The organism is Ruegeria sp. YTSC003, assembly GCF_059609785.1.
The window spans coordinates 80,129-99,560 of sequence record NZ_JBXWMK010000002.1 but is presented as its reverse complement, the minus strand read 5'-3'; the positions used below and the strand labels follow the sequence as shown (position 1 = coordinate 99,560).

Here is a 19,432-nt window from a genome sequence, read left to right as displayed (position 1 = left end):
ATCAGTCGATATTTTTAACTTCTTCCGTACACACCAACCCAATGGCTGGGTTTCGCCGGATCCTGCATCCGAAGGAACAAATACCGCGTGGCCGACCAGGGTTTGATCCGGTTGGTCAAATTGTCCAGCACCAAATCGCCCTGAGCGGAGCGATAGACAAGAACTGCATGTGCATTTCGGCGCGTATCCAACACTGTCGCAATCAGCAATTTGTTTGGATCAACGCCTGCCCTGATCAGATCTCTTTTCTTCAAAAGAGCAAAATCCTCGCAATCCCCGCCGCGCGTTGTCGGCAAAGCCCACCGCTCGGTGGTGCGGTATTGCGTCTGATCCGTAACCGCGCGCGTCGTTGCGTTGACCTGACGGTTGATCCGCTCAATGATCTGCATTTCCTGTTGGGACGTCATGCGTACTGACGTCTTGCTTGAGCACGCCCAAGCGTACTGTCGGCACAACTGCTGCGCACCGGAAGGCGGAGGGGACGCCGCAAGAGTACGGATGAAGTTGCCCTCGCTCGCATCCGCCTGAGACGCGAAAACCGCGGCCCCGTAAACCAAAGCAGCAATCCCCACTGCCCGACCTGAAAATGTCTTCAACCGCCCGAGAGCGGCCTTGAGTCCGATATCTTCCGATTTCATGCCCGTACCTCGATCCCTGTCTACGCAACGATTGACGACAAGCAGGACCGTATTCGATTAGAAAAACCTAATGGTAAACGGTAGCGCTTGTACAATCTTTGGCGAAAGTGAAGGGGAAAAAAGGCGGAAATTCGTCACTCAATATGACCATTTCGCGCAGGAATTGAGAAAAAAGCGCCACAATCTAGGCGGGAAGATACCTAATAACTCTCATTCCAATAAAATAAGATACTGGAATCACGAAGATTCCGATTGGGTGGAAAACTGCCACAATACGGTTCACTTCACTTGTGAACAGTTCGGCTGAATTTCGCCCATGAATGGATCTGATTGGCAGAAAACCCGCGGATCAGACTTGGCTTATTCTTATTCGGTAATTTCTACAACCACCAGTTCACGCTCACTTGCGCCGCGCGCGTGGTCCAGGGCCTGCTGGTACTCCGGTGAATTATAGCACTCGACCGCGGCCTCGACGGACGGAAACTTGGCGACCACATTGCGCGGACGCTCTTTGCCTTCCAGTTGGACATAACGTGCAGCGCGGGCAATAAACGCCCCGCCGTGCTTGGCAATCGCAGGCCCTGCGAGTTCTGCGTATTTCGCATATGCGTCCGCATCCGTCACGGTGACGTGAGCAATCCAGAGTGCTGCCATCTTATCCTCCCAAAACCTGTTCTGCGGCCTTGATCGCCGCATCTGCGTTCGACGCGTCCTTGCCACCGCCCTGCGCCATGTCGGGGCGTCCACCGCCGCCCTTGCCGCCCAGTTCTGAGACGGCCGCACGAACCAGATCGACTGCCGAAACCTTGTCGGTCAGATCGGCCGTCACACCGGCCGCAACAGCAGCCTTACCGCCCGCATCCGCGATCAGCAGAACGGCGCCGGACCCCAGACGGCTTTTGTGCTCATCAATCAACGCCGGCAAGTCCTTGCCCGATACGCCGTTCAGCGCCTGCGCAAGGAAAGCGACCCCGTTCACCTCACGCGCTTCGCCGCCACTCTGCCCGGCCCCGCCGGCCATGGCCAGATCGCGGCGCAGCTGCGCCACTTCGTTTTGCAGCGATTTGCGTTCGTCCAACAGTGCTTTGACGCGGCCAACAACGTCATCTGGCTGCGCCTTGAGTTCTGATGCGATCTGACCCAGACGCTGATCCTGCTGGGACAGATGCCGCAGCGCCTCGTCACCGGTCAGAGCCTCGATCCGGCGTACGCCCGCGCTGCTGGCGCTGTCGCCCAGAACCACAAAAGTACCGATGTCACCAGTCTGACGTACATGGGTGCCGCCGCACAGTTCAATCGACCAGGTCTCGCCATCCTGACCTTTACCGGTCGGAGCTTTGCCCATGGACACGACACGGACTTCGTCGCCGTATTTCTCGCCAAACAGCGCCTGTGCACCCAGTTCGCGCGCATCATCAGGGGTCATGATCCGCGTTTCGACAGTCGAGTTCTGACGGATGAAGTCATTTACATCGCGTTCGACCTTTTGGATCTCATCCGCACTCAGCGCCTTGGAATGGCTGAAGTCAAACCTCAACCGGTCAGCCGCGTTCAGCGAGCCGCGCTGTGCAACATGATCGCCCAACGTTTCACGCAACGCCTCGTGGAGCAGGTGCGTGGCCGAGTGGTTTGCGCGAATTGCCGTGCGCCGCGCATGGTCGACCTCAAGCTCGACCGCGTCACCTTTGGACAAAGCGCCCTGATCAACGGTCACTTTGTGGGCATAGATTTTGCCATCAGCGAATTTTCTGGTGTCTTCGACCCGCGCCATGTCATCGCGTTCTTCCAAACGCCGGATTTCACCAGTATCACCGATCTGACCGCCAGCTTCGCCATAGAACGGTGTCTGGTTGACAATCACCCAGCCAGATCCGCCTTTTTTAATTGTGTCGACCAACGCACCGTCAACCACCAACGCAGCAACCTGCCCTTCGGCCTTTTCCGTGTCATAGCCCAGAAAATCCGTAGCCCCGGCAGTATCCAGCACATCAAACCACACTGCCTGATCTGCAGCTTCACCCGAACCAGCCCATGCCGCACGGGCCTTGGCTTTTTGTTCGGCCATGGCCGCGTCGAACCCGTCCGTGTCCACGGAACGACCCTTTTCACGCAGGGCGTCCTGCGTCAGGTCCAGCGGAAACCCATACGTGTCGTACAATTTGAATGCCGCATCACCCGGAAGTGCCGCGCCCTCGGGCAAGCCTGCAACTTCATCATCCAGGAGTTTCAGACCACGATCGAGGGTTTGCTTGAACCGCGTTTCCTCCAACAGGAGCGTCTCTTCGATCAATGGCTGCGCCTGTCCCAACTCAGTGTATTGCGCGCCCATCAGCTGCACCAGACTTGGCACCAGCTGATACATAACCGGATCTTTCGCCCCCAGAAGATGCGCATGACGCATTGCGCGACGCATGATCCGGCGCAGCACATAGCCACGCCCGTCATTGGACGGCATCACGCCATCAGCGATCAGGAAGGAAGTCGCGCGCAGGTGGTCCGCAATTACCCGGTGGTGCACATTCTGGTCGCCATAGGGGTCAACCCCGGTGGCATGAGCAGACGCTTCGATCAATGTCTTGAACAGGTCGGTGTCATAGTTGTCATGGCTGCCCTGCAGCAGCGCGCCAATCCGTTCCAGCCCCATGCCGGTGTCGATCGACTGCATGTCGAGTTCGACCATCGAGCCGTCTTCGAACTGCTCGTTCTGCATGAAAACGATGTTCCAGATTTCGATGAACCGATCGCCGTCTTCGTCGGGCGATCCCGGAGGACCACCCCAGATGTGATCGCCATGGTCGTAGAAAATTTCCGTACACGGTCCACACGGACCAGTCGGACCCATCTGCCAGAAATTGTCGCTGGTGGCGATGCGGATAATCCGGTCTTCGGGCACGCCGACCTTTTTCCAGATTTCAAACGCCTCGTCATCCGTGTGATACACCGTTGCCAGCAGGCGGTTCTTGTCGATACCGAATTCCTTGGTGATCAACTCCCACGCAAAAGGGATCGCCTCGTGTTTGAAGTAGTTGCCGAACGAAAAATTGCCCAGCATTTCAAAGAAAGTGTGGTGACGTGCAGTATAGCCAACGTTATCGAGGTCATTGTGCTTACCGCCGGCGCGCACGCATTTCTGCGCCGTCGTGGCGCGCTGATAATCTCGGGTTTCAACGCCGGTAAACAGGTTCTTGAACTGCACCATGCCCGAGTTCACGAACATCAATGTCGGGTCATTGCGCGGAACCAGCGGGCTGGACGCGACAATTTCATGCCCCTGTTTGGCAAAATAATTCAGAAAGGTTGAGCGGATTTCGTTCAGCGTGGGCATATGGCTCTCTCGGCGCGCAATCTCAGTGTTCTGAATTGGTTTATCCCCGTCCCCAAGGATAGTCCACAAAGATAAATCGGCCTTGTTTTTGAAGGGCTATAAAACCCCTCAACAAGATCCGTACACACTAATAATACAAGATCACCGCATACAGAACGAGTTAAGGCGGCCATGCGGACCGCCTTGTTTCGAGTATTCTCAATTCTTGCAAAACCGGGGGATTTTTGCAGCCCCCGACTGCGTCCGTTATGCCTCGAGGATGTCGTCTTCCTCGGCAGAACCGGGTGGCATGTCGAACTCAAGACCATGCGCGGCGCGAATCTTGTCTTCAATATCCAGCGCAATGCGGCTGTTGTCGCGCAGGTATTGTTTGGCATTCTCACGCCCCTGCCCGATCCGTTCGTCACCATAGCTGAACCACGAGCCCGATTTTTCAACCACGCCAGCCTTGACGCCCAGATCCAGCAACTCACCCATCTTGCTGATGCCTTCGCCATACATGATGTCGAATTCCACCTGCTTGAAGGGCGGCGCCACCTTGTTCTTGACCACTTTGACGCGCGTCTGGTTGCCGACAACTTCGTCGCGGTCCTTGATCGCGCCAATGCGGCGAATATCCAAACGAACCGAGCTGTAGAATTTCAGCGCGTTACCACCGGTCGTGGTTTCAGGGCTGCCGAACATTACGCCGATCTTCATCCGGATCTGGTTGATAAAGATCACCATGCAATTCGAGCGGCTGATCGAGCCTGTCAGTTTACGCATCGCCTGGCTCATCAATCGGGCCTGCACGCCAACACTGCTGTCGCCCATGTCGCCTTCGAGTTCCGATTTCGGCGTCAAAGCCGCAACTGAGTCGACGACAACCATATTCACAGCGCCCGAACGCACTAGCGTATCGGTGATCTCAAGCGCTTGTTCACCGGTGTCGGGCTGCGAGATCAGAAGCTCATCCAGATCAACACCCAGTTTGCGGGCATATTGAGGGTCCAACGCGTGTTCGGCATCCACGAATGCGCACACACCACCGCGTTTTTGCTGTTCTGCAATGCAATGCAGCGTCAGCGTGGTCTTACCCGAGCTTTCCGGGCCATAAATCTCAACAATCCGACCCATCGGCAGACCACCAATACCCAGCGCGATATCCAGGCCCAAAGACCCGGTCGAGCTTGCATCGATGTCCTGCTTGGCATCCTCGCCCAGCTTCATGATCGAGCCCTTGCCGAACTGCCGTTCGATTTGCGCCAGCGCGCTATCAAGCGCCTTTTGCTTGTCTGCGTTTTTCTTGTCGCTCATTGTCAGAAGATCCGCCATTGTCCTGTCGCCTTCTCTTTTGTCACACCCATGATCGGGCGGCAATCACTGCTTTGTTCGCCTCTTGTTCCTTATGGGACCAAAAAGAGAACATTTCAACTAAAACTTACAATACTTACTGTTCGGCAATTGTGTTAAAGAGTCGTTTACGCCAATCTGCGACTACAAAATCAAGCTGCGAAGGGCGAATAAATGCTTGTTTTCTATAAAGAACGCCTTGCGTTTCTGGCAGTTCCAAAAACAGGCAGCACGGCCTATCACACCGCCCTGAGCGCGCGGGCCGACTTTGTGGTCACCGGCCCGCCCGAATTGAAACATGCGCCTGTACGCCGTTATGACAGGTTTTTTCAGAACATTTTTCGCAAAATGTATGACACCGAGATGGAAATCATGGCCGTCGTGCGCGAACCTATTGATTGGCTCGGCAGTTGGTACAAATACCGCAGCCGGGACGATCGCATCGGGCATCCGCATTCAACCCGCGACCTGAACTTTGATGATTTTGTGCAAGGTTACATGCAAAACCCCCGCCCGGAATTCGCAGATGTCGGCAGTCAAAGCCAGTTTTTCCGCACCCGTAACAACGGTTTCGGTGCGACGCATGTTTTTAAATACGAAAATCAAGACAAGATCCTGAACTTTCTGCAGGACCGGTTGAACATGGAAATCACCCTGCAGCGCGAGAATGTCTCACCAAAGCGCGACCTATTCTTGTCGCCGGAAACGGAAAAGAAGTTCCGCAAACACCACGCCGCCGAATTTTCCTGCCACGAAACGGCGCTTTAGTCAGTTTAGTTGGTTAAACACAGCCTGGGTCAACTGCGTCAGAGAGAACGGCTTGGGTAAAAAGGTGGAATTCGCAACCTCGGGGCCTGAATCACCAAAGGCGCCTTCGGTATAGCCAGACATAAAGATCACCCGCACGTTCGGTCGGGTCTTCATCGCTTTGCGCACCCAGGTTGGCCCGTCCATGCCGGGCATGACCACGTCTGTCACGAAAGCATCCACATGCACCGACCCATCCTCCAGCAGGTGCAGCGCCTCTTCAGCGGACCCGGCTTCGAGCACGGTGTAGCCCTTCAATCGCAATGCACGTGTGGCAAAGGCCCGAACCGGGGCCTCATCCTCGACCAGCAGAACTACGCCTTCACCCTGCCGGGACGTTGGGTTTTCCGGAAGGCTGGTGATGTCCTGATCAATTTTCTGCGGTGCCGTTGAAACCGGCAGATACACGGTAAATTCGGTTCCCTTGCCCTGAATGCTATCGACAAAGATGAACCCTCCGGTCTGCTTGACGATGCCGTAGACCGTCGACAATCCAAGACCGGTCCCCTCACCGGTGCGCTTGGTCGTATAGAATGGCTCAAACACTTTTTGCAGCTTGTCTGCGGGAATGCCTGTGCCGCTGTCGATCACTTTCACGGTGACGTATTCGCCGGGTTGAACCGTTGCACGATCCCGCCGGAACGGTTCAGTCAGAGAAATAACCTCAGTCTCGATGCGCACCTCGCCACCTTCGGGCATCGCGTCCCGTGCGTTCACAACCAGGTTCATAAACACCTGTTCGAGCTGCCTTTTGTCTGCGCGCACAGGCTTCAGCACGGGATCATGGCTTAACGTCAGGCGAACCTTTTCGCCCACCAAGCGGTTCAAAAGATGGATCAGGTCGGAAATTGTGTCGCGCAGGTCCAGAACCTCGGGCTGCAAAGTCTGCTTTCGCGAGAATGCAAGAAGTTGACTGACCAACGCCGCGGCCCGGTTGGCGTTCTGGTTGATCTGAACCAGGTCACCATAGTTCGGATCATTCTGATCATGCCGCAGCAGCAATAGATCGCAATGCCCCGAAATCGCAGTCAGAAGGTTGTTAAAATCATGAGCCACGCCGCCCGCCAATTGCCCGACAGCCTGCATCTTTTGCCCCTGCACGAACTGAGCTTCCAGTGTCTTCAACTCGGTCGCATCATTCAGGACGGCGATCAGACAAGTCTGTCCCTTGCACGTCACTCGGTTCAGTGTGACCTGCACGAAAACTTCTTTGTCCTGACGTGACAGGCGAAGAAATTCCGACCGGGGAACGGCATTCTCTTCGGTCGCGGTGCGGGTCAACCAATCCAGGATGGGATAGCCGAGCCCGTGCATGATTTCGGCCACATTCGACTTGCCCGGCTGGATCTCTCCGATCAGCTTGATCGCCATCCGGTTCGCATCCAGAATTTCGCCTTCGGGTGACAGACACATCACCGGCACTGGCAACTCAGCGAACGGGGCATCGCCCCCGGATGGACCCGCAGATTTCATCGGCAACAAAAGCAGATCGCGCACAGTGCCCGAGCGGGACAGCTCAGACACGGTCACAGGCACCCGCCCGTCCGAAGTTTCAGCCAGCGAGATTTCACCCGGTTGCGGGATGTCATTGGGAAATATCTTACCCATAACGTCGGGCCTGTGACCGATCATGGCCTCTGCCATTCCATTCACGCGCAGAATTGCCCCATTGCGACCCTCTGTCAGCACTGGAACAGGGGCGTCATCCCATTGCCCGCCTTCAATTAGATGAAACCGCCAGCAGAACACATCCTGCCCCACGCTGAAAACCGAGATCGGGATTGTCGAGCCAACGGTCACGATATCTTCGCGGGCGCGTTCGTGGATTTCTGCGATGGATTGCAGGCGCAGCAGGATCGCTGCGGGGTTAGCGAATTTGGATTTCAGGCAATGCTGCAATCGCGCACCCGGAAAAGCATTTATCTGCGCCCTTGCCCGCGTGTTCGCGCTCAGAATATCGCCATTTGCGTTGGCGATCACCGTCGGACACAAGTCCTGTTCGGTGAAGACGGCCATCACTTCTGCCGAATTGCGTGCCGTCCGTTCGGCCGTGAACCCCCGAAAAACAACAAGAAGACCGGCGGATAACAGCGAGACGCCAGCAACAACAAGCCCCGTATTCCAGGCGGTCGGTAACACGTCTGTCAACGGTGTTACGCTCAGCAATGTGCCCAGAACAACGAGCGGTACAAGGCGCGAGAAGGCCGGCGTTTTTCGCGAGGTCGGTTCAGAAAAGATCTCTGCAGTGTCGGACATTAACAACTCAGGTCAAAAGGCTTTGTCACACTCAGCCCGAATTTGGTTAACGCCTCCTTAAGGACAGCGGAAACTTCTACCCAAGGTTGTTATTCAATGACGTGATATCGCGTCAAGTGCGACGTAAAGAACCCGTCTACACCGTGTGTCACAAGCCACGACTTTCGCAGCGTTTCGGTCCAGTCGGGATTCAGTTTCAGAAATCCGTCGACAATATCGCCGTTTTCGTCATCCAACATGGAACAGGTTGCATAGGTCAAAATTCCACCCGGTCCAACCAGTTGAGCGGCGGAATTCAGGATGTCGGACTGAAGTACATTTAGCGCGTGCAACCCCTTTTCCGACAGTGACCATTTACCTGCCGGGGCACGCCGCCACGAGCCGCTGCCCGAGCATGGCGCATCCGTCAGGACAATATCGAACGGCGCCTGACGGGCCACATCTTCCGGCTGCAGGCAGGTAACACGCACACCGGCCCGTTTCGTCCGCGTCGGCAGATCGCGCATGCGCCCTACGTTCACATCATGCGCAAAGACCTCGACACCCGAATGGGCCGCCAGAGCCAAGGACTTGCCGCCACCGCCTGCGCAATAATCCAGAACACGCAGACCTGGCTGGAGATCGAGCGCTGCGACCACGGCTTGGCTGGCTGCGTCCTGCAATTCAACCAGACCTTCGGAATAAGCGCGGCTTTGGGCAATTTTCCGGGCCCCTTCAGTGACCTCTAGGGCGGTTTCACACGCCGGATGGTCCTGCGCGCTGATCCCATCAACGGTCAAAGCAGCAATCGCACCAGCACGATCGGTTTTGGCAAGATTAGCACGCAAATGAACAGGTGCACGGGTTTGCAATACCTGTGCCGCCGCCTCTGCCTGATCCCCGAGCGACGTTTGAAAGCGCGGCCAGAGCCATTCGGGGATGTCGCACCGCTCGGCATCCGAGCTGAACGCGCGCGGTGCATCGGCGGCGGTTAACGGCTCTGGCGTATATCGTTCGCCTGTAAACAGCGCCTCTGGATCACCGCCGGTTGACCGGATCGAACCGATCATCAACCCGCGCCCGGTTTCTGCCCCGCCCAAGGCCGAGAAGGACCGTTTGCAACGCAGCGCTTCGAAAACGTGATCGCGCACGGCGGCCCGGTCTTTCGAGCCCGCAAACCGGCTGCGGCGCGCCCATCCTGTCAAAGCCTTTTCAACCGGTGCCCCTGCGAGGATATCATCAAGGATTTCAATCGAAGCCTGAACACGCGCTGCTGGGGTCATAAGATATTTCCGATTTCTCTGCCAAACCCAAAAAACGCAAAACGGCGCCCGCGTTGGAGCGCCGTGCTGCAAACTCTGTTGCGTCACATTACCCGGTAGTTCGGGCTTTCACGCGTGATCTGAACGTCATGCACATGGCTTTCTTTCAGGCCAGCGCCGGTGATTTTGACGAAGTTACAGTTCTTGCGCATTTCTTCGACCGTTGCACAGCCGGTATAACCCATCGCCGCGCGCAGGCCGCCGACCAGCTGGTGAACTACTGCACTGGCCGATCCCTTGTAGGGCACCTGCCCTTCGATCCCTTCGGGAACCAGCTTGTCGCTGGCCGCGTCTTTCTGGAAATAGCGATCCGCCGACCCGCGTGCCATGGCGCCAAGGCTGCCCATACCACGATAGGATTTGAACGAACGGCCCTGGTACAGGATCACCTCACCCGGGCTTTCATCCGTTCCCGCGATCATCGAGCCAACCATTGCACAGGACGCGCCTGCGGCAATGGCCTTGGCGAAATCGCCTGAGAATTTGATGCCACCATCGGCGATGACCGGAACATCTCCGGCAGCCGTCGCGCAGTCCATGATCGCTGTCAATTGGGGTACGCCGACGCCTGCAACCATCCGGGTTGTGCAGATGGAGCCCGGCCCTATGCCAACCTTGATTGCATCCGCACCGGCATCGATAAGCGCCTTGGTGGCCTCGCTCGTCGCTACATTGCCCGCAATGATCTGGACCTCGTTTGAGAGTGTCTTGACCCGCCGCACCGCGTCCAGAACGCCCTGCGAATGCCCATGAGCAGTGTCGACCACGATGATATCAACGCCCGAATCCACCAACTGTTCGGACCGTTCGAAACCAGAATCACCAACAGAAGTCGCCGCAGCGACCCGCAGGCGTCCCAGCCGGTCCTTACAGGCGGTCGGGTTCAGCACGGCTTGCTCGGTATCTTTCAGGGTCAGCAGGCCTGTAAGCTTGCCCTCACCATCGACCACCAGCAGTTTTTCGATCCGGCGGGCTTTCATAAGGCTCTTGGCCTCTTCCAGATCTGCAGGTTCCTGCAGCATCGCCAAATTGTCCGATGTCATCATCACGTGAACCGGCGTCTCGTCCGAGGTCGCAAAGCGCATGTCGCGATTGGTCAGGATACCCACGACGCGCCCGCTTTCATCGACGACCGGGAAGCCGGTAAAGTTATAGCGCTGCACCAGCGCCTTCGCGTCCGCCAGCGTTTGGTTCACGCTCAGCGTGACCGGGTTGTACACGATGCCCGACTCAAATCGCTTCACGCGACGAATCTCTCGGGCTTGCTCTTCGACCGTTAGGTTCTTGTGAACAACGCCGATACCGCCTGCCTGCGCCATTGCGATGGCCATGCGCGCCTCGGTCACCGTGTCCATGGCCGAGCTGAGCAGCGGGATGTTCATCGTGATTTCACGCGTCACACGCGTGGTCGTATCCGCCGTCGCCGGCAGCACCGACGAGGACGCCGGAACCAAAAGAACATCGTCAAAGGTAAGTGCCTCACGAATCTGCATCTGTTAACCCCATGCAAAAGCCCGTTTGGCGGTGACCCTATTACATGGATTTAACCTAAGGAAAAGCCCCTGACCTAAACTAGTTTGTCGTTGCGGGCAGATGCCGCAGCAAAAAACGACGCTAGACGTACAAAACGTGCCGCTGATTGGCCTTTCACTTTGCGCACAAACCCATATCTTGCGCGACATACGCGCGAATACAAAAGGCAGGCCAAACATGACCACCGACCCCCTTGTCGTCTTTACCCCGTCGGGCAAACGCGGGCATTTCCCCGTGGGTACTCCGGTTCTGACCGCTGCACGGCAGTTGGGTGTTGATCTGGATTCGGTCTGTGGCGGTCGCGGGATTTGCTCGAAGTGTCAAATCACGCCCAGCTATGGCGAGTTTCCCAAGCACGGCGTGTCCGTCTCCGAAGGCGCATTGAGTGAATGGAACGCGGTCGAACAGCGCTATGACGACAAGCGCGGTCTGAAGCCGGGTCGTCGCCTGGGATGTCAGGCGACAGTCCAAGGCGACGTTGTGATCGACGTCCCACCCGAAAGCCAGGTCCACCGTCAGGTTGTCCGCAAAGCCGCCGCGGCGCGTGCCATCACAATGGATCCGGCGACACGGCTGTATTTCGTTGTGGTAGAAGAGCCGGACATGCATTCGCCCACTGGTGATCTGGAACGGCTTGAACGCGCCCTGCGCGAGCAGTGGAACATTGAGGCCGTCACCGCTGACCTGTCCCTGATGTCCAAACTGCAACCCGTTCTGCGCAAAGGCAAATGGGAAGTCACGGTCGCCGTTCACAAAGGCCACAAGGACGAGGTCGCCCGCGTGGTCGAAATCTGGCCCGGTCTGCACGAACATGGGCTGTACGGACTGGCCATCGACCTCGGCTCAACCACAATCGCGGCCCACCTTACCGATCTGGAAACAGGTGAGGTCAAGGCGTCTTCCGGCCTGATGAACCCGCAGATCCGCTTTGGCGAAGACCTTATGAGCCGAGTTTCCTATTCGATGATGAACCCCGGCGGTGATAAGGAGATGACCAAAGCCGTGCGTGAGGCGATCAACGATTTGACCACCTCAATTTCTAAGGAAGCCGGGATTAGTTCCGAACTGATCGTGGAAACGGTGTTCGTCTGCAACCCGGTGATGCACCACCTGCTGCTGGGACTGGACCCGGTTGAGTTGGGTCAGGCCCCCTTTGCGCTGGCGACATCGGAAAGCATGTCCCTGCCCGCGCGGGAGATGGACCTCACAAATATGAACCCGCGCGCTCAGGTTTATATCCTGCCCTGCATTGCGGGCCATGTCGGCGCCGACTGCGCCGCGGTGGCACTGTCAGAAGAACCGGGAAAGTCCGAAGACCTTGTGCTGATCGTGGACGTGGGCACAAACGCAGAAATCTTGCTCGGCAACACCAGCCGCGTTCTGGCCTGCTCTTCGCCCACAGGTCCGGCGTTCGAAGGCGCCCAGATCAGCTCCGGCCAACGCGCAGCACCCGGCGCCATTGAGCGTATCGAAATTGATCCGGTCACCAAAGAACCCCGTTTCCGCGTGATCGGGTCCGAGAAATGGTCCGATGAAGAAGGCTTTGATCAAGAGATTGCCACAAGCGGCATCACAGGCATCTGTGGCTCGGGCATCATCGAAGCGGTCGCCGAGATGCGTATTGCCGGGCTATTGGACGAAAGCGGGCTGATCGGGTCTGCAGAACAGACCGGCACCACCCGTTGCGTCCCCGAAGGCCGCACCCACGCCTATCTGATCCACGACGCCAGCGCCAAGGGCGGTCCGCGCATCACGGTCACGCAGGGCGATATCCGCGCCATCCAACTGGCCAAATCCGCGCTCTATGCCGGTGCACGCCTGTTGATGGATGAAATGAACGTCGACACGGTGGACCGCGTTGTGCTGGCCGGGGCGTTCGGCGCACATATTTCGACCAAGCACGCGATGGTTCTGGGTATGATCCCCGATGCGCCCTTGAACAAAGTCTCAAGTGCAGGCAACGCGGCTGGCACCGGCGCGCGGATTGCCTTGTGCAACATTGGTGCCCGGTCCGAGATTGAGCGTGTCGTGCGTGAGATCACCAAGGTCGAAACGGCCATTGAGCCGAAATTTCAGGACCATTTCGTTGCCGCCAATGCCATCCCGCACAAGACGGATCCGTTCCCGGAATTGTCGCAAGTGGTCACTCTGCCCTCGCCCTCCTTCAATGCCGGTGGTGGAGAAGAAGGCTCTGGTCGCAGACGCCGCAGACGGTCATAGTCACTCCTGACAAAGGGGGCGGCATGCAAATCGCAAACGAGGAACAGGCTGAATATTGGGGGAAATCCCCGTCCGGAGCCAAATGGCTGACCTATGAGGACCAGCTGGATCAACTGATGGCCCCGGTCCTTGATCTGGTGCTAGAACGTGCCGGATTAAAACCCGGCATGCGTGTTCTGGATATCGGCTGTGGTACGGGTGCAAGCGCGATCGCCGCCGCAAATGCCGTGGGGCTAGAAGGCCACGTTCTGGCTGCAGATGTCTCGCAGCCATTTCTGGACCGCGCATCGGAACGGGCATCCGATGACGGATCGCAAAACATCACCTTCCAGTTCGCCGACGCCCAGACCTACGCCTTTGAAGCAGCAGACCGAGACGCCATGATCTCGCGATTTGGGGTCATGTTTTTTGAGGATACGGTTGCCGCCTTTACCAACATGACCCGCGCGCTTAAACCCGGCGGCACGATGACCTTTGCCGCCTGGGGGCCATTGCCCGGAAACCCATGGTTCAGAATGCCCCATATCGCGGCCACGGAACGGCTGGGCACGCCGCCCAAGGTCGACCGGAATGTACCGGGCCCCTTGGCGTTTCATGATCGTGAGCGTGTTACCGGGTTGCTGGAAAAGGCAGGTCTAAGCAATACTCGCGCCGATTCTGTTAAACTGATGTTGGACTTTCAAGGCTCTTTGCTGGATTGCGCCGCCCTGTGCACCCGCGTTGGCCCCGCCGCCCGTGTTATTACCCATTTCGACGGTAACCCCGAAGACGTGACTACGATCCAACACGCCGTCGCCGAAGCGTTTCACCCCTTTGCCAAAAATGGTGCGGTGCACATCCCGGCTGATATCAACCTATTTCAGGCGCGTCGCCCGGAGTAAATGATCACAGACACAACCACGCTCAAAGCGCTGATTTCTAAGCTTTTCCGATGACAAATTGAGTTCTGGAGCGGGTAGCGGGAATCGAACCCGCGCGTTCAGCTTGGGAAGCTGACAGGCTACCATTACATCATACCCGCCGCGTTTTTCACCGATATCACCAGAGGCTTATCGACTTCAAGAACCCATCATCGGAAAAGCGGCATCGCCTTGTTCCGTCCTGACACACACCAACCTTCGAACAGGACAACGCACCTGGTTCCGTTAAATAGAAATATCTTCTGCCTCAACGCCAGTTGCGCTTGCAGATCGACCAGCCCCTCGAAATATTCATTTTTCCCAAACGCTTGCTTAAGTCAGCGTCTGCCTGTGTTGGGCGACGATGTTGGCTCATCTTCGTACGTGACGGGTATCGCGATATCGCCACTAATCTAGCGATCTTGTCAGGTTCCGGCGGCGATCAGCACCAATACGAACAAAGGCCGGACACATGGTCCGGCCTTTGTTCACTGGAACAAGTGATTGGATCAGGCGCGACGACGACGCCCGCCACCACGACGGCCACCTACAGCGCCCGCTGCGCCGGCCTCTTCCGGGGATTTGTTGAACCGAATCCACTCGCCACCATGCGGGTCATTATTGGTCAGCAGGTTGGCGGCACGGATGGCTTCCATTTCCTTACCGGCGCGCGGTTTGGTCGAACCCAGACCGAACAGCTGACAGAAGGTTTCGTCATCCATGTCCGCAGGCAGAATGATCCCCTTGGCTTCGACCTCGGCCTTTTTCTCGGCCAGCTTTTTGGGACCCACAGGCAGCGCCACCGGGTTCATGATTGCCGACGTCATGCCTGCGCCCATTGCCATCGGCAGGAACGCATTGTTGATGCCGTGGCGGTTTGGCAGACCAAAGGACACGTTCGAAGCACCACAAGTGGTGTTAACGCCCAGTTCTTCGCGCAGGCGACGGACTAGCGCAAAGACCTGCTGACCAGCGGTTGCCATCGCGCCGATGGGCATCACCAGCGGGTCAACTACGATGTCATGCGCCGGGATGCCGAAATCGGCGGCCCGCTCAACAATCTTCTTGGCCACTTCGAAGCGCACATCGGGATCTTCGGAAATACCGGTGTCATCGTTCGAGATCGCAACAACCGGCACGTTGTATTTTTTGACCAGCGGCAGAACCAGTTCCAGACGATCTTCTTCGCCGGTGACCGAGTTCAGCAACGGGCGGCCCTCGGCAGCTTCAAGACCAGCTTCCAGTGCGCCGGGAACGGACGAGTCGACACATAGCGGAACGTCAACCAGACCCTGCACCAGCTCGACGATCTTACGCATCAGTGGCGGTTCGGTCTCGTTCGGGTTGGGGTTCGAGTTGTAGACAACGCCCGCATTGATATCCAGAACGGTCGCACCGGCCGCAACCTGCGCAATGGCGTCCTTTTCAACGGTTGAGAAATCGCCGGCTTCCAGCTCGGCCGCCAGTTTCTTACGGCCCGTCGGATTGATCCGCTCACCGATCACGCAGAACGGTTCGTCAAAGCCCAGAACGGCAGTTTTTGTTTTTGATTCTACGACTGTACGCGTCATGTCCGTTCCTTAGGAGTTTACAGGCTTTGCCGAAGCGCCGCCGTTATTGATGGCCCAGTTGGCGTTGGTCTTGATGCCGCCAAGCGGGAAGAAGTGTACATTGGTGATGTTGAAATCCGGGTTGGCCGCTTTGTGGTTGGCCAGTTCGGTGATCACATCGGTCGGCTCATAAGGCAGCAGCAGCTTCGACACATCCATCGCACGCTTTTGCAGGACCTTCAGCGACGGGCCAACACCGCAGGCGATGGCGAATTTGATTAGGGTCTGCAGCTTGGCCGGACCCGCGATACCAATATGGATCGGAATATCAATACCAGCTTCTTTCAGACTGTCGGCCCATTCGATGATCGGTTTGGCTTCAAACGCAAACTGCGTTGCCAGCGCCATTTCGGCATTCGTGGTTTCGCTGAATTTCTGCTTCCAGCGCAGGGCGTCGTCGACATTCTTCGTCGAGCCGTCGGGGTCGATGTCCTTGTTGCCCTCGGGGTGACCTGCGACGTGCAGGCGCTTGAAACCCGCCTTGTCGAACAAACCGCTTTCCAGCAACTGCATCGAGCTGTCGAAATCGCCGTGCGGGTTGGTAACACCACCGGCCAGCAGCAATGCCTGATCAACGCCCGCCTCGCCCTGATACATGGAAATCCAGTTTTCCAGCGTGGCGGCGTCCTTGATGATCCGCGCAGGGAAGTGCGGCATCACCGGATAACCTTCGTCAGCGATCCGCTTGGCGGTCTTGACCATATCCTCGATCGGAGTGCCTTCGATATGGGCGATGTAAACGCGCGTGCCTTCGGGCAGCAACGCGCGGAAATCTTCGACCTTTTCGACGGTGCGCGGCATCACCTCGATCGAATAGCCTTGCAAAAAGGCTTCGACGGTCGGGTTTACAGGGCCGTTTTCGACCGCATCACGTTTCTTGAAGTTCAGCAAAGCCATTGCGGCCTCCCATAGATGTCTCGGGCTCAAGCCCAACCGTCATTGGAGATCAGGGCTTTGATGCGGTCCTGATCGTATTCCGTTTCCAAACGCGTGGCTTCGGCCTCGGCAATCTCGGACGGGTCGCCGTCGACTGCAAAGGGGGCCGCCTTGCGCCATTCGGCCAGATAGGCATCGCTGTCCTTGGCGTTCACCTTCATGGCCGCGCGGTCGATGGCTTGTTCGAACCGTTCCTCTAATTGCCGCTTAGCGCCACGACGGCCTTTGCCGACGATGACTTGGGCGGGAATATCGCGCCAGTAAACAATGGTGACGTCAGGCATTGCGTTTGATTCCTCCTAACCAGATGGACCGGTTCTAAACGTCTATGTGGGGGCAAGTCGGTCGATTTTCGACACAAGGCGCATTTTCAGCGACGTTTTTGCCCGCGATGGGATACCAGGGTTGTAACGAAGACTGAACCAAACGCGCATATCAAAATTCTCATCACTTTAATGAGCGTCTTGCACGACGCACACGCCCGACCTATGGTCGGGGTAACTCGAAAATCGGAGGGCGTTTAATATGGCGCCCAAGCGTCCCAAAGGTGCGGGCGCGTTCCCGAAGGCGGTCGAAAGCCCCGCGCCGGCAAGACCCGATCCAGATGCGTTATATGCGGCGCTGGATTTGGGGACAAATAGTTGCCGCATGTTGATAGCCCAGCCCAAGGGCAGTGGGTTTCATGTGGTAGACAGTTTTTCCAAATCCGTGCAGTTGGGCGCGGGTTTGGAACGGACCGGACGTTTGTCTCGGTCTTCGATGGCGCGCACCATTCAGGCGCTGCGCATCTGTCAGCAAAAGCTGAAACGCAACAAGGTCAGGCGCATGCGTCTGGTCGCGACCGAGGCGTGCAGGCGTGCCAAAAACTCACGCGAATTTATCCGACAGGTCAAACGCGAAACCGGACTGACGCTTGAGATCATCCAGCCCGAGGAAGAGGCACGCTTGGCCGTGATCTCTTGTGCACCTCTGGTATCCACCAAGACCGAGCAGTTGCTGGTCGTGGATATTGGTGGCGGATCAACCGAACTGGTGTGGATCGACATCTCATCCGTACCGCGCCGGGACCGCCCCGCCGCGATCATGCGGCTGCACCATGGGTTTCACACGACTGACAGCCCCTTCCCTGCGGCAAAAGTCGTCGACTGGATCAGCGTACCCCTGGGTGTTGCAACCCTGCGCGATCAGTTCAACGACGTCGAAGATGACTCCGCTCGCTTTGCCCTGATGAGCTGGTTTTTCGAAGAAAACCTTGCCGATTTCGCACCTTACAAGGACGAGCAAGCCCGCCTCGGGTTCCAGATCGTCGGTACCAGTGGCACGGTTACAACCGTTGCGGCTTCTCACCTTGGACTCAAGCGCTATGACCGGACCAAGGTCGATGGTTTGCGCATGACCAGCGATCAGATTGACAAAGTCATACGAGGGTATCTAGAACTCGGCCCTCAGGGTCGCCGACGTGATCCCCGGATTGGGGATGACCGGCAGGCGCTGATCATGTCCGGCTCGGCCATTTTGCAGGCGCTGTTAAGATGCTGGCCCACCGATCGCCTTTCAGTGGCAGACCGGGGGCTGCGCGAAGGCCTGCTTTATGCGCAGATGAGTGCGGACGGCGTACTGGAAGACGGACCGTTCTGATGGCGAAGACACCAAGTGGCAAAAACAACTCGGGGCGCGGGCAGCGTGACCTGAAGGTCAAGGTAAAGACTGCACGCGGGCGTAAGCTCAGCTCGACCCGTTGGCTCGAGCGGCAGCTGAACGACCCCTATGTGAAACGTGCGCAGGTCGAAGGGTACCGTGGGCGCGCAGCGTTTAAGATATTGGAGCTGGACGAAAAGTACCGGTTCCTCGTGCCGGGTGCACGTGTCGTCGACCTTGGCTGTGCGCCGGGTGGATGGTTGCAAGTCGCGGTCAAACGAGTGAATGCGCTGGGCGAACGTTCCGGCAAACGGATAGGCACAGTTCTGGGTGTCGACCTGCAAGAGGTCGAACCGGTCGCAGGTGCCGAGGCACATGTGCTGGACTTCATGGAAGACGATGCCGACGACAAGGTCAAAGAGTGGCTGGGCGGCAAGGCTGACGTGGTGATGTCGGACATGGCCGCGTCGTCATCTGGGCACAAGCAAACCGACCACATGCGCATCATGGCTCTGTGCGAAACGGCGGCCTATTTCGCCTTTGACGTACTGGAAGAAGGCGGCACGTTTGTTGCCAAGGTTCTGGCCGGTGGCGCCGAAGGCGATCTGCAAAAGCTGCTGAAGCAGAAATTCGACAAGGTTGCGAATGTGAAACCACCCGCGTCGCGTTCGGACAGTTCCGAGAAGTTCGTTGTCGCAACCGGGTTCCGGGGCTAGATCAGTCGTCCAGCGAAATCCGATCCTCTGTCAGCACCTGTTCGCGCAGTGAAGCGGCGGCAATACCTTGTATCAACAACGCTTCGCCGTGATTGATGTATTCCGGTGGTCGGGCCCGCAATTCCTCGATCCGTTGCGACAAAGCCAGTGGCTTTTTCAGCTTGGACGTGTGGACCGGTTTGAGAAACATGTGTCACCTATAAGCTGGGGCAATTCTTGCC

At 57.4% G+C, this 19,432-nt stretch carries 16 protein-coding genes and 1 tRNA gene; 5 read left to right on the top strand and 12 right to left on the bottom strand.

Annotated features, from left to right (window positions below; translation table 11 throughout):
- Positions 1-14: 14 nt before the first annotated feature.
- From AC2FFH_RS04200 to recA, 4 genes are all read right to left on the bottom strand, one after another.
- Positions 15-638, bottom strand: a complete 624-nt coding sequence (locus AC2FFH_RS04200) for a transglutaminase-like cysteine peptidase (protein WP_496727097.1) — start codon at positions 636-638, stop codon at positions 15-17.
- Between the two features lie 366 nt (positions 639-1,004).
- A complete protein-coding gene (locus AC2FFH_RS04195; protein WP_472723800.1) occupies positions 1,005-1,292 on the bottom strand; it encodes a DUF1330 domain-containing protein in 288 nt (95 codons plus the stop codon).
- 1 nt (position 1,293) lies between these two features.
- Positions 1,294-3,963, bottom strand: coding sequence for an alanine--tRNA ligase (alaS, locus tag AC2FFH_RS04190; protein WP_496843805.1), 2,670 nt, complete (start codon positions 3,961-3,963; stop codon positions 1,294-1,296).
- Between the two features lie 246 nt (positions 3,964-4,209).
- On the bottom strand, positions 4,210-5,277 hold the full coding sequence (gene recA / locus AC2FFH_RS04185) for a recombinase RecA (RefSeq protein WP_108858591.1): 1,068 nt from the start codon (positions 5,275-5,277) through the stop codon (positions 4,210-4,212).
- Between the two features lie 192 nt (positions 5,278-5,469).
- On the opposite strand from recA, the gene AC2FFH_RS04180 reads away from it, so the two are divergent.
- Positions 5,470-6,063: a sulfotransferase family 2 domain-containing protein gene (locus AC2FFH_RS04180; RefSeq protein WP_496843804.1), complete on the top strand. Its 594-nt coding sequence runs from the start codon at positions 5,470-5,472 to the stop codon at positions 6,061-6,063.
- Here the strand turns inward: AC2FFH_RS04180 and AC2FFH_RS04175 are convergent, their stop codons facing one another.
- The 3 genes from AC2FFH_RS04175 to guaB form a co-directional block, all read right to left on the bottom strand.
- Positions 6,064-8,358 carry an ATP-binding protein gene (locus AC2FFH_RS04175; RefSeq protein WP_496843803.1) on the bottom strand — a complete coding sequence of 765 codons (2,295 nt, stop codon included), beginning with the start codon at positions 8,356-8,358 and terminating at the stop codon, positions 6,064-6,066.
- Positions 8,359-8,447: 89 nt separating this feature from the next.
- Complete coding sequence (locus AC2FFH_RS04170) at positions 8,448-9,620, bottom strand: RsmB/NOP family class I SAM-dependent RNA methyltransferase (RefSeq protein ID WP_496843802.1); 1,173 nt, start codon at positions 9,618-9,620, stop codon at positions 8,448-8,450.
- Between the two features lie 83 nt (positions 9,621-9,703).
- Entirely contained in the window at positions 9,704-11,152 is a 1,449-nt protein-coding gene (guaB, locus tag AC2FFH_RS04165) for an IMP dehydrogenase (RefSeq protein ID WP_496764808.1), read from the bottom strand.
- A gap of 217 nt (positions 11,153-11,369) precedes the next feature.
- Here guaB and AC2FFH_RS04160 point away from each other — a divergent pair, with 217 nt between their 5' ends.
- Positions 11,370-13,412, top strand: coding sequence for an ASKHA domain-containing protein (locus tag AC2FFH_RS04160; protein ID WP_496843801.1), 2,043 nt, complete (start codon positions 11,370-11,372; stop codon positions 13,410-13,412).
- Between the two features lie 23 nt (positions 13,413-13,435).
- Positions 13,436-14,293 (top strand): class I SAM-dependent methyltransferase, encoded by an 858-nt coding sequence (locus AC2FFH_RS04155; protein WP_496843800.1) that lies wholly within the window; start codon positions 13,436-13,438, stop codon positions 14,291-14,293.
- Between the two features lie 66 nt (positions 14,294-14,359).
- On the opposite strand, the gene AC2FFH_RS04150 is transcribed toward AC2FFH_RS04155, so the two are convergent.
- The 4 genes from AC2FFH_RS04150 to AC2FFH_RS04135 all read right to left on the bottom strand — a co-directional run bounded on the left by AC2FFH_RS04150 (position 14,360) and on the right by AC2FFH_RS04135 (position 17,141).
- A tRNA-Gly gene (locus AC2FFH_RS04150) sits at positions 14,360-14,433 on the bottom strand.
- A gap of 387 nt (positions 14,434-14,820) precedes the next feature.
- Positions 14,821-15,882 (bottom strand): methyltetrahydrofolate cobalamin methyltransferase, encoded by a 1,062-nt coding sequence (locus tag AC2FFH_RS04145; protein ID WP_058271694.1) that lies wholly within the window; start codon positions 15,880-15,882, stop codon positions 14,821-14,823.
- A gap of 9 nt (positions 15,883-15,891) precedes the next feature.
- Positions 15,892-16,818: a methylenetetrahydrofolate reductase gene (locus AC2FFH_RS04140; protein ID WP_496764802.1), complete on the bottom strand. Its 927-nt coding sequence runs from the start codon at positions 16,816-16,818 to the stop codon at positions 15,892-15,894.
- A gap of 26 nt (positions 16,819-16,844) precedes the next feature.
- A complete protein-coding gene (locus tag AC2FFH_RS04135) occupies positions 16,845-17,141 on the bottom strand; it encodes a virulence factor (RefSeq protein ID WP_496764798.1) in 297 nt (98 codons plus the stop codon).
- A 241-nt stretch (positions 17,142-17,382) separates the two neighbouring features.
- Between AC2FFH_RS04135 and AC2FFH_RS04130 the strand changes: the two genes are divergently transcribed.
- Complete coding sequence (locus AC2FFH_RS04130) at positions 17,383-18,495, top strand: Ppx/GppA phosphatase family protein (RefSeq protein WP_108858582.1); 1,113 nt, start codon at positions 17,383-17,385, stop codon at positions 18,493-18,495.
- Positions 18,495-19,211 (top strand): RlmE family RNA methyltransferase, encoded by a 717-nt coding sequence (locus AC2FFH_RS04125; protein ID WP_058271698.1) that lies wholly within the window; start codon positions 18,495-18,497, stop codon positions 19,209-19,211. Before AC2FFH_RS04130 ends, AC2FFH_RS04125 begins: the two co-directional genes overlap by 1 nt.
- A 1-nt stretch (position 19,212) precedes the next feature.
- Here AC2FFH_RS04125 and AC2FFH_RS04120 read toward each other — a convergent pair whose 3' ends face one another.
- Entirely contained in the window at positions 19,213-19,401 is a 189-nt protein-coding gene (locus tag AC2FFH_RS04120) for a hypothetical protein (protein WP_058277992.1), read from the bottom strand.
- Between the last annotated feature and the right edge of the window lie 31 nt (positions 19,402-19,432).